General features: G+C 36.5%; 7 protein-coding genes. All 7 read right to left on the bottom strand.

Annotated elements, in window-relative coordinates; all coding sequences use genetic code 11:
• Positions 1-964 (bottom strand): hypothetical protein (locus KAS42_03705; protein ID MCK4905330.1); only part of this gene is annotated, 964 nt, incomplete at its 3' end.
• A 150-nt stretch (positions 965-1114) separates the two neighbouring features.
• Complete coding sequence (locus KAS42_03700; protein MCK4905329.1) at positions 1115-2896, bottom strand: amino acid permease; 1782 nt, start codon at positions 2894-2896, stop codon at positions 1115-1117.
• 241 nt (positions 2897-3137) lie between these two features.
• Positions 3138-4430, bottom strand: a complete 1293-nt coding sequence (locus KAS42_03695; protein MCK4905328.1) for an adenylosuccinate synthase — start codon at positions 4428-4430, stop codon at positions 3138-3140.
• 228 nt (positions 4431-4658) lie between these two features.
• Positions 4659-5690, bottom strand: a complete 1032-nt coding sequence (locus KAS42_03690) for an isocitrate/isopropylmalate dehydrogenase family protein (GenBank protein MCK4905327.1) — start codon at positions 5688-5690, stop codon at positions 4659-4661.
• A gap of 142 nt (positions 5691-5832) precedes the next feature.
• Entirely contained in the window at positions 5833-6858 is a 1026-nt protein-coding gene (gene lpxD / locus KAS42_03685) for a UDP-3-O-(3-hydroxymyristoyl)glucosamine N-acyltransferase (protein ID MCK4905326.1), read from the bottom strand.
• Positions 6859-7130: 272 nt separating this feature from the next.
• On the bottom strand, positions 7131-8570 hold the full coding sequence (locus KAS42_03680) for a sigma-54-dependent Fis family transcriptional regulator (protein MCK4905325.1): 1440 nt from the start codon (positions 8568-8570) through the stop codon (positions 7131-7133).
• Positions 8571-8582: 12 nt separating this feature from the next.
• Positions 8583-10259: a HAMP domain-containing protein gene (locus KAS42_03675; protein ID MCK4905324.1), complete on the bottom strand. Its 1677-nt coding sequence runs from the start codon at positions 10257-10259 to the stop codon at positions 8583-8585.
• Between the last annotated feature and the right edge of the window lie 29 nt (positions 10260-10288).

Here is a 10288-nt window from a genome sequence, read left to right as displayed (position 1 = left end):
AAACCCAGACAATTACGTTATAAAGACCAAAAGGATGTGAACCAAATTGCGCTAATTTATTTGAAAAATCCCCTATGATACCAGCGCTATTCAAACTTCCTACCAGTATAAATATTCCCGCTAAAAGAAAGAAACTTGCCCAATCGATATCTTTTTTAAAAGATATTTTTTCACGATGAAAAATCAACTGCCAAACGATACCGACCATGCCCCATCCAAGAGCTAAAAAAGCAGGGTAAAATTTGAATTCTCCTGCAAGGAAAAAAGAACCCAAAGCAAAACTTATCATAAATAGCCCCAAAAGATGAAGAGGAAACCAGCTTTTTACTTTTTTTGTTTTTAACGAATCTTTTTTAATTGGAGTGTTTATTTTTCTGAAAAAAAGATATAAAACTATATAACCAAGAATTGCCCCTATTTGAACAGAAAAGAATATGCCTAGTCTACCGTTTAACCAAAAGAAATCGTTGAAATTCATGCCTGTTTCCAAAGCCATGATTATGCTGGGACTATCTCCTACCATAGTGGCGCATCCTTGAAGATTGCTCGAAATCGCCATGCCGATAAACAAAGGCACAGGATTTAATTTGAATTTTCTAGAGAATTCAAAGGCTATAGGCGCCATCAATAAGATTGTAGCCACGTTTTCCATAAACGTGGAAATAAGCCCTGTAAAAACGCATATCAGCAGGTAACACACAGGTAAGGAAAATCCTTTTTTTATTATATGTTCTATCCAAAAAGATGGAATTCCGGAAAAAATAAAAAGGTATGAAAGGATTGTCGTGCCCAGAAATATACCCAGGACATTCCAATTAATGAAAGATGGAATTTGCTGCGGGAAAATAGCTCCGCTTAACAGGAGAATAGAAACAGCGCCATAGACAAAGAACAACCCCCATTCTCTTTTGAACAATATTCCAAGATATGCGGCAAAGAAAAGCGATAGAATTAATACTTTCATAATTTTTGATTATCTTACCTCATATGCCTTATTACATCAATAAATTTATTTGCCTTTTTTAACCGTATTACATAGGGGATAAATTTTCAAAAATACGGAGTGATTTAATAGCAGTTTGACAATATAAGAAGACCAAAACTGTTTTAACAATTATTCCGCCCGCCGCCTTTTTCCTAAAAGAACAATATCCCTAAGGTCTTCTTGATTTTTAGCTTCCAACCATCTCTTTTCAAAATCGTGTTCCTTTATAATCTGTGATATAGCCGCCAAAGAAACGAGATGAAACTGTCTTTCGTCTTTTGTTCCCACAAGAACAAAAACAGTGTGGACATTGGGAGCAATATTCTGCGAAAACATAATCCCTTTACGACATCGTACAAGAAGAACAGCAAAATGCTTTTCGCCTTCAATAACAATATGCGGGATTGCCAACGTAGGCATTATTGCGGTACTACCTTCTTTTTCCCGCCTCATCAGCAAATCAAAAAGAACTGTAGACTCCATTTGAAGTTTATCCGCCATAGTGTCCGCAACAAGTTTGAAAAATTCTTCTAATGACAATGCTTTATCTATATCAAGAATAATGCTGTTTTCAATTATAGCGTCAAATCTATCGCTGATAATATTATCTCTTTCCTGTATAATTTCTTTTAATTCTTGTTCAAGAGAACGACTCGTCAGCTCCTTGGCCGTAATTCTTCCTATCAGATGCAGTAAGGCATACTCTCTGTAACCACGAACCCTTCCATAAAGCCAGTATGTCAAAAAGCCTCCGATAATAAGCAAGAAAGTTATGATAAGAGCTATTTTACCCATTTCGAATATAAGAAACCCTAATGTCAAAATTCCAAAAATCTGAAGCCACGGATATAGAGGAGCTCGAAACCTTGGTCGATAGTTCTGGATCTTACTTTCTCTTAAGATGATAATTGAAAAGCACGCGAGTAAATTAGTAAGAATAAGAGTAATTGAAGCCGCCCCTATAAGAATTTCTAACTTCAGAGAAAAAGACAGAACAATAAAAAAGCCAGTAAGGAATAAAGCATTTTGCGGAGTTTCGAACCTGCGATTAAGATTTCCGAAAATGCCGGGGAATAATCCGTCTCTACTTAAAGGGACAAGAGATCTTGCCGCAGTCATAATTCCGGCATTAGCCGTAGAAAGAAATGCGAAAATAGCCGCAATAGCTAAAGCAATTTTCCCACCTGTTCCCATAAATACTTCTGCTGCATCAGAAATTGGAGTAAGAGATTGGCTAAGCTTTAAAGGATTTAATACTCCCACAGTAATAAAAATCATGAGAAGATAAAAAACAACTACTACAATCAGCGAGAGTATCATCCCTAAAGGAATATTGCGACCTGGATTTCTTATTTCTTCGGCTACACTTGCAATCTTGAGAAGACCTGCGTAAGAGACAAAAACAAAACCTGCAGTTGAAAAAACTCCCCGTAAACCATGAGTAGCAAATGGAGTAAACCGCGCAATTTCTACTGACGGCATTCCTCTAACTATATAAAAAAGCATAAGTATTAATAATCCTATAACCAGCCCTACTTGGGTTTTCGCTGCTTCTTTAATACCGATTATATTGATAATCAAGAAAATAAAACAAAATGATACCGCTATTATATGGATATCTACAGACACTATCATCATTGTAAATACAGACATCCCAATAAGAGCAAAAGCGCTTTTCATAGAAAGAGAAAACCAGCTAAGTAGCCCTGCAACGGTTCCTATGGCAGGTCCCATACTGCGGATGATGGTAAAACAATCTCCTCCGGCTTTAGGCATTGCAGTTGTCATTTCCGCAATACTTAACATTCCAGCTAAAGAAATAAACCCGGCAAGAAGATATGAGATAATTACTGCCGGACCGGCTTGAGCATAAGCAAGCCCAGGGAGAATAAAAAGTCCGGAACTGATCATTGCCCCTGAAGCAATACAAAAAATTTCTAATAAACCAAGTTCTCTTTTCAATTTTTCGGACTATAATAACGCATTAACTATTGCCTCTATAACCTCTTTAAAATAGCCGTTACCTATTTTACGCGTTTATTATACCTCAGTCTGATTTAAAAAAAAGACATCTTATAAAGCTTGTTAATAGGTTAGATAATTACAATTGAGAGAATAGAAAGTATGAATTCGAAATTTCCCCGCCTAATGCCTAAGCGGGGAGGTGTTTTTTAATAGTCTGCAAGCGTTTGGGTCCCACAGATAGGATGTTGATAGGCACGCCAGTCAAATTTTCTATTCTTGAAATATATTCCAAGGCTTTTTGTGGCAGTTTCTCAAATTCTTTTATTTCTGAAGTAGGAGTTTTCCATCCTTCTACTTCTTCATAAACCGGCGTACAATTTTGGAGAATTTCCAACTCTTCGGGGAAATTTTCAATATAAGTATCTTTATATTTGTATTTATTGCAGACGTAAATTTTATCCAAATCGTCCAGTATATCAAGTCTTGTTATAGCCAAAGAATCCAAGCCATTAACTAAAACCGAACGTCTGACAACAACCATATCCAACCATCCACATCTGCGCGGTCTGCCTGTTGAGCGTCCATATTCTCCGATAGGACCGGCATTTCGTAATTTATCCGCCATTTCGCCCTCAAGTTCAGTAGGAAACGGACCTTCCCCTACTCTGGTAGTATATGCTTTCATAACACCTATAACTTTATCAATTTTTGTAGGACCAACACCTGTACCAGTGCATGCGCCACCAGCAGTTGTATTGGAAGAAGTAACAAAAGGATATGTGCCATGGTCCATATCCAGCATTGTTCCTTGAGCGCCCTCAAATAAAACATTCTTTTTTTGGTTTATATGAAAATTTAGCAAAGAAACGGTATCCTTAATGTAATCCTGTAACTTTTTGCCATATTCTAAATATTCTTCCATAAGCTGGTCATAAGATACGCCTTTTTTCCCATATATTTTTTGCAATATTAAATTAATCTCTTTTAAGTTTCTCTTCAATTTCCAAGCCAATTGCGTTTCAGAGAGCAAATCTACCATTCTAATTCCGACTCTACCTGCTTTATCTAAGTAAGTTGGACCAATACCTCTTTTTGTAGTTCCAATTCTTCCTATAGCTTCTTCTTCTCTTAGACGGTCAGTAAGTTTATGATAGGGCATAATGACATTAGCAGATTTGCTAATATGAAGATTATGAGGTCCGACATCCACATTTCTGTCACGCAACATCTGTATTTCTTCCAACAATGCCTTAGGATCAATGACAACGCCATTGCCTATAAAACATTCCTTATTGGGACGAAGGATTCCTGACGGGATTAAATGTAGGATAAACTCTTCTTTGCCTATTATAACGGTATGTCCGGCATTATTACCACCTTGATAGCGGACAATAATATCGATATCTTCAGACAATAAATCTATTATTTTGCCTTTACCTTCGTCACCCCATTGGGTCCCAACTAAAATTATATTGGACATAGTTTTAGATTTTAAAAATTAAATATCAAATATTAAAAATTGGATAGAAATAAATAGAAACAACATCTTGATATAAGTCGAAATAAAATGGAAATATATTGAGATACATTGTCATTATTCTTAGTTTTTTGCCTTGTTTTGTAGTGTGTAATTTTTCAATTCCAAATCCCCAACAACGTATTTCTACTGTATATCCATTGTATTTCCACCGTATTTCCGTCTTGCAATTTAAATTCTCCTGATTTCTTTCACAATTGCGTCAGCAATCTCTTGAGTCCCCACAGCCGAGGCATCGTTTCTATCTTGTTTTAAATCGTATGTAACATTTTCGCCTTTTTTAATGACGCTGGCAACCGCTTTAAATATTTTTTGGGAAGCTTCTTTTTCTCCCAGATAATCAAGCATCAAAGCGCCTGAAAGAATAGTTGAGCAAGGATTTGCTTTGTTTTTCCCCCTATATTTGGGTGCCGAACCGTGAACAGGTTCAAATACAGCTATACCATCGCCTATATTACCCGAAGGTGCAAGCCCAAGGCCTCCTACTAGTCCGGCGCATAAATCAGATAATATATCTCCAAAAAGATTAGTCGTTACTAAAACATCATATTCTTGGGGTCTTTTAACCAGTTGCATAGCCATGTTATCAACGATTCTATCTTCAAATTCTATTTCAGGATAATCTTTTGCAACCTCAGATGCTACTCTAAGGAAAAGCCCTGAAGAACATTTTAAAATATTAGCCTTATGAATAGCAGTAACTTTCTTTCTGCCTTTATCTTTTGCATATTCAAAAGCAAATCTGACAATTCTTTCTGAAGCTTTTCTGGTTATAATATTCGCCGAAATACCTGCGGATTGGTCTTCGTCTATCCAGTAATCCACGCCGCAATAAAGTCCTTCTGTATTTTCTCTTACTATTACCAAATCAATATCTTCATAAGCTCCTGGGACTCCTGCAAAAGAAAGCGCAGGCCTTAAGTTGGCATAGAGTTTCAATATTTGTCTTATTTGGACGTTTACAGAACGAAAACCCTTGCCTACAGGTGTAGTTAAGGGACCCTTGAATCCTACCCTGTTCCTCCTTATGGAATCTAAAGTTTCTTCAGGCAAAGGCGTGCCTGTTTGAACCATAACATCCTCGCCGGCATATTGTTTATCCCATTGAATTTCAACGCCTGTAGATTCAATTACTCTTACTGCAGCTTGAACTATGGACGGACCTATCCCGTCACCTTCAATTAATGTGATTTTATATTGCATAACGCAGGTAATTGTATAGGAAGGTAACTTATCTTGTCAATCTTATTACAAAAAATTCTGTATTTTACGTTTCTATATAAGCCATAGGAGCTATTATTAGAATACCAGTGGTGTTAAAAAATGCGGGGGGAAATGAAGAGTATTATGATTTTCTTTCGTACTTTTCCAGTTTTTTTGAAAGCTCTTTAACCTTCTTATAGAGAGAAGGAAGACGTGCAACCGAAGCCTTAATTCTTCTTTCTTCGTTATGGTCTCTTGCGGGATATCCTGATACAAATTTGCCTGAAGCAACGCTCTTTGTTACTACGGATTTAGCCGCAACTTTGGCTCCATCTCCTATTGATAAATGGTCCACTATACCCACTTGACCCGCCAAAATTACGCCATCTCCTATTTTAACAGAACCGCATATACCGACTTGACCTACGATTATACAGTTTTTTCCAATTTCCACATTGTGAGCTATTTGAACCAAATTATCTATTTTTGTTCCGTCTTTTATCCATGTCTTTCCAAAAGTAGCCCTATCAATAGTTACATTTGCGCCTATTTGGACATTGTTGCCTATGATTACTTTACCAATTTGAGGAATCTTACGATAAGTTCCGTTTTCTCCTATAAAACCAAATCCGTCGGAACCTATCACTGTACCTGAATGAATTACAACATTGTCTGCAAGTTCCACTTTTTCGGCGATTGTAACTTGAGGAAAAATATGACAATTCTCTCCGATTTTACTGTTCTCTCCTATACACGTATGAGGCCGAATTATCGTCCCGTCTCCTATTTCTACTCGGTCGTCTATAACCGCATAAGCTCCAATCGAAACATTTTCTCCTAATTTCACATTTTCTCCCAAAACAGCAGTGGGATGAATTCCCAAGCAGTAGGTTTTATTTTGCACCCATAATTCCATAATCTTACTAAAAGCTGCGTAAGGATTATCTATTCTAATTAAGGGTTTTCCGTTTCCCGGCGTCTTAGAATCTACTATCACGGCAGACGCTCTGGTCTTATGCAAAAATTGAGATAACTTAGAATTTGCGAAAAAGGTTATATCTCCTTCTTTTGCTTCCTCAAGAGGAGCCACACCTTTTATCAGAACCAAAGGATCGCCTATTATTTCTCCGCCTACTATTGCTGTAAGTTCCCTAAGAGTCTTTCTCATTTTTTATACCTTAAATTTTTAGTGGAGACCGGGCAGAGAGAAGAAGGAAAGGGGAAAGAACACTCTGCCCGGAATGCTCGCACATACTATATTAGCATACAAATTGCATGCCAACACTAACATATATGTTGTTAAGCACACCAGGCAAGCTTGTTTTTCTTTTTTTTTCTTCTCAACACCAATATAAAGATTAAGCCTAAATGTAGTATTGCTACCACAACAATAGTAGTGTTTTAACCCCACACCACGCTACAAAAAAGCAGAAGAAAAGATTAGTTTTCTTCTCTATTTGCTACTTCCTTAAATGTTTTCGGATTTATTTTTAGACTTTTTATTTTCCGATATAGATTTTTTCTGTCTATGCCGGAAATATGGGAGGCTTTTGTAATATTGCCTTTTGCTTTTTTTAGAATTTTTAATATAAATTTTTCATCAAATGCCGAAAGAAATTTTCTTTTCGATTCGGAATAGCTTTGTTCGTTTTGATATACAAAAAATTCTTCCGAAGATTTTACGTCTAAAAGAGAGCTTCTTGACTCAAGATTTTTATTTTCCAACATCTTGAAAAGGTCAGTTGTCAAAATATCTTTTTCACAAAGAACCATTGCTCTTTCTATAATATTTTCAAGCTCTCGCACATTGCCAGGCCAAGAATAAGCTGTCAAAATATCTAGCACCTGTTCTTGAATATCTTTGATTTCTTTTTTCAATTCAATGTTATACATCTTAATAAAATGTTCAACAAGATAGGGGATATCCTTCACTCTTTGTCTTAACGCAGGCAGATAAATTGGGAAAACGTTAAGTCGATAATAGAGGTCTTCTCTAAATTCATTTTTTTCTATGGCTTTTTTTAAATCGACATTAGTAGCCGCTATAATCCTAACATCACAAAAAACAGTCTTTGTGCTACCCACCGGTTCAAATTGCTGGTTCTCGATTGCTCTTAAAAGCTTGGATTGAAGATTAATCGGTATAGCCCCAATCTCGTCCAAAAAAAGCGTTCCAGAATTGGCCACTGCAAATTTCCCTTTTTTATCTTCATAAGCACCCGTAAAAGCGCCCTTAACATGTCCAAAAAATTCCGATTCCAATAAGTTTTCAGGTAATGCCGCGCAATTTACCACTATTAAAGGCGCATTTTTTCTGGGCGAATTATAATGAATAGCATTAGCTACAAGTTCCTTGCCCGTTCCGGTTTCTCCTGTAATCAAGACCGTGGATTTTGTCTTTGCCACCCTTGCAATAAGGTCCATAACTTTTTTAAATTCATAGCTTTCCCCTACAACCAACATTCCTGATTTGCGCGATAATTCTTTTTTAAGATATACATTTTCTTCTTCCAATATTTTCATTCTAAAAACTTTACCGATAATCTGCGTCAATTCCTCCAAATCCATGGGTTTTTTAACATAATCATAAGCGCCTCTTTTCATAGCTCTTACCGCAGAATCCACATCCGCAAATGCTGTAATTATAATCACGGGAATTTCGGTATCTTTCCCCCTTATCCAGTCAAGAAGCTCTAATCCATCCATTTGCGGCATTCTTATATCTGTAAGAATAAGCTGATAATTTTCTTTTAATATCTTATCGCACGCTACTTTCCCGTTTTCAGCCCAAGACACCTTATAACCTTCACCCTCAAGTTTTGTCATCCACAATTTAGCTTGTCTTGCCTCGTTTTCTACAATTAAAATTTTCTTTTTCATAGCTTATAAATTTTATACAGGGAGTAATATTTTAAAGCTGGAACCTTTTCCAACTTCAGATTCCAAAGTAATTTTTCCTCCATGATTTTCCACAATTTTCCGAGAAATCGATAGACCCAATCCTGTCCCATGTTTGCGCGTTGTATAAAAAGGTTCAAAAATTTTCTTTTTCAGTTTGGCAGATACCCCGCGACCTGTATCTGAAAAAACAATTTTTATCCACTGCTCTTTTGTATGTCCAAGTGTTTTTTCGAATTCAAGTTGAGTTAAAATTTTCAACCTGCCTCCTTCAGGCATTGCTTCTATTGCATTTAATGTTAAATTTAAGAAAAGCTGCTGCAATTGAGATTGGTCAGTACGAATCAACGGAACAGAGTCTTTATACTCTTTAATAACTTCGATATCATTTTTTACCAAGGTGTCGCTAACAAGCTGAACAGTTCTATTTAATACTTCAATTATGTTAGTCTTTTGTTTTCTTGTTTTTGGCGATTTTGCAAATTGCAGGAAATTATCAACAACTTTATTTATACGTTCGGCTTCTTCTATGATAAAGTTTACGATTTCCTTTCTTTTTATTTCATCTAAAGGGCTGCTTTCCAAAATTTGCGCGGAGTTTTTTATTATGCCCAGCGGATTTTTAACCTCATGCGCAACTTCAGCCGTCAGTTGCCCCAAAGCAGACAACCTATCAAGTTTTCTAAGTTCTTCCTGCATCTTCTGCATTTTTTTAAGTTCTGCTGCCATATTGTTAAATGCCAACGCCAAACTACCGATTTCATCTTTGGAATTAAGAATAATGTGTTGGTTCAAGTCGCCGGATGCAATAGCATTTGCTCCCTTGATGAATTTGCTTATCGGGTTTGTTATTCCACGAGTTATGATATATCCCAAGGCTCCGGCTACTAATATCCATATACCCAAGAAAAAAGGAAGATATTCCTTAAGAACCGTTTGGAAAGCATAAGTTTTTGGAATACCTATAAGCATAAGCCCCAAAATTTTGTCTTCTCCCATAAAGGGTTTACATAAAGCAGCATACGGTTTACCTTTTAATGTTGCTCCCTGGTCATAATATGTTTCGTGTTTCTGGAAAATTTCTTCTTCGGCTTTTGGGGAGAATTTTACATCTCTAATCTCTTTCTCTTCTTCTTCCGATGAAACCATTGCAAAAATTCGCACTGCAACTCCTGTAAGACGAGTTATATTCTGCTCGAATCTCTGACCTAGGGGATATACTGTTCCCAATCCGCCGATAACATTTTCGTTTTCATCCTTTATGGGCGATACTACTCCAGCCATTAAAGTCTTTAATTGCCCCACTCCTACCTCTATAAACAATTTCCCTTCTTTTGCATGAGGACCTTTATAAAGGAAAACATTTTCTGCGATAGGCAAATAGGGTTGTTCCTCCCATGTTTTAATTTCCAAGAAAGCTTTTTTTGTATTTTTAAAGAATTCGGGTTGATTCAAGTAATGTTCATTGCTTTCAAAAGCCATTTCTTGTAATTGGGTGATTTCCTCTTCCGCTAAATTATAAGCGTCATATATGGTGTTTTTAATGTCTTCTTCCACGCGCCTGGACATAATTTGAGTAGTCATAAAAATCGATATAACCATTGGAGCTATACCAACGGCAAGAAAAGAAAGTATAAGTTTTTTTTGTAATCTGGATTTAAAGATTCTCATATTAATATAAGACCAAAGACTGAAGACCG

It is taken from the genome of bacterium (assembly GCA_023135785.1).
GTDB lineage: Bacteria > CAIJMQ01 > CAIJMQ01 > CAIJMQ01 > CAIJMQ01 > CAZNJA01.
This window is presented reverse-complemented; position numbering and strand designations above follow the sequence as displayed.

Excerpts from the sequence above, each read along its gene's own strand:
- KAS42_03700 (MCK4905329.1), bottom strand. The coding sequence starts at position 2,896 with ATGATCAGTTCCGGACTTTTTATTCTCCCTGGGCTTGCTTATGCTCAA.
- KAS42_03695 (MCK4905328.1), bottom strand. The coding sequence starts at position 4,430 with ATGTCCAATATAATTTTAGTTGGGACCCAATGGGGTGACGAAGGTAAA.
- KAS42_03690 (MCK4905327.1), bottom strand. The coding sequence starts at position 5,690 with ATGCAATATAAAATCACATTAATTGAAGGTGACGGGATAGGTCCGTCC.
- lpxD (MCK4905326.1), bottom strand. The coding sequence starts at position 6,858 with ATGAGAAAGACTCTTAGGGAACTTACAGCAATAGTAGGCGGAGAAATA.
- KAS42_03680 (MCK4905325.1), bottom strand. The coding sequence starts at position 8,570 with ATGAAAAAGAAAATTTTAATTGTAGAAAACGAGGCAAGACAAGCTAAA.
- KAS42_03675 (MCK4905324.1), bottom strand. The coding sequence starts at position 10,259 with ATGAGAATCTTTAAATCCAGATTACAAAAAAAACTTATACTTTCTTTT.